Annotated in this window: 2 protein-coding genes and 1 pseudogene; all 3 read right to left on the bottom strand. The window is 41.8% G+C overall.

Annotation, left to right across the window (positions count from 1 at the left end):
• Positions 1-384, bottom strand: a pseudogene (locus HLA95_RS30330) (hypothetical protein); the annotation flags it as partial.
• On the bottom strand, positions 350-979 hold the full coding sequence (locus HLA95_RS30325) for a hypothetical protein (protein ID WP_222185126.1): 630 nt from the start codon (positions 977-979) through the stop codon (positions 350-352). The pseudogene HLA95_RS30330 and the gene HLA95_RS30325, both read right to left, overlap by 35 nt.
• Positions 980-1,010: 31 nt before the next feature.
• On the bottom strand, positions 1,011-1,219 hold a 209-nt coding region (locus HLA95_RS30320), incomplete at its 5' end, for a hypothetical protein (RefSeq protein ID WP_222185125.1).

The raw sequence follows: 1,219 nt of genomic DNA, 5'->3' as shown, positions 1-1,219 counted from the left end.
TACATTCCATTCCATTCGGGTTGTTCCATTCCATTCCATTCCATTCCACTCCATTCCATTGCACTCGGGTTGATTCCATTCCATTCCATTCCATTCCATTCCATTCCATTCCATTCCATTCCATTCCGGATGATTCCATTCCATTGCATTCCGTTCCATTACATTCCCCTGCACTCGCGTTGATTCCATTCCATTCCATTCCATTCCATTCAATTCCATTCCATTACAATTCGTTCCATTCCATTCTATTCCGTACCATTCCATTCCATTCCATACCATTCCATTCCATTCCATTCCATTCCATTCCGTTCCATTCCGTTCCATTCCATTCCATTCCATTCTATTCGGGTTAATTCCATTCCATTCCATTCCATTCCATTCCATTCCATTCCATTCCATTCCAATCGAGTTGATTCCATTCCATTCCATTCCATTCCATTCCACTCCATTCCAGTCCTTTCCATTCCATTCCACTCGGGTTGATTCCAATGTATTCCTTTCCATTCCATTCCATTCCATTGCAATCGAGTTGATTCCATTGCTTTGCATTCCATTCCATTCCATTCCATTCCGGATGATTCCATTCCATTGCATTCCATTCCATTCCATTCCCCTGCACTCGGGTTGATTCCATTCCATTCCACTCCATTCCGTTCCATTCCATTCCATTCCATTGTATTCGGGTTAATTCCATTCCATTCCATTCCATTCCATTCCATTCCATTCCATTCCATTCCATTACAATCGAGTTGATTCCATTCCATTCCATTCCATTCCATTCCATTCCATTCCAGTCCTTTCCATTCCATTCCACTCGGGTTGATTCCATTCTATTAGTTTCCATTCCATTCCATTCCCTTCCATTCCACTCTGGTTGATTCCATTCCTTTCCATTCCACTCGAATACATTCCCTCCTATTCCACTCGGAACGATTCCATTCCATTCCATTCCATTCCATTCCATTCCATTCCATTCCATTCCATTTCGTTCCATTCCATTCTATTCCGTATCATTCCATTCCATTCCATTCCATTCCATTCCATTCCATTCCATTCCATTGTACTCGGGTTGATTCCATTCCATTGCATTCCATTCCATTCCATTCCATTCCGTTCCATTCCATTCCATTACATTCGGATTGATTCTTTTCAACTCCCTTACTCTCCATTACATTCCATTCCATTCGGGTTGTTCCATTCCATTCCATTCCATTCCACT

It is taken from the genome of Geminicoccus harenae (assembly GCF_019800005.1).
GTDB lineage: Bacteria > Pseudomonadota > Alphaproteobacteria > Geminicoccales > Geminicoccaceae > Geminicoccus > Geminicoccus harenae.
This window is presented reverse-complemented; position numbering and strand designations above follow the sequence as displayed.

Excerpts from the sequence above, each read along its gene's own strand:
- HLA95_RS30325 (WP_222185126.1), bottom strand. The coding sequence starts at position 979 with ATGGAATGGAATGGAATGGAATGGAATGGAATGGAATGGAATGGAATC.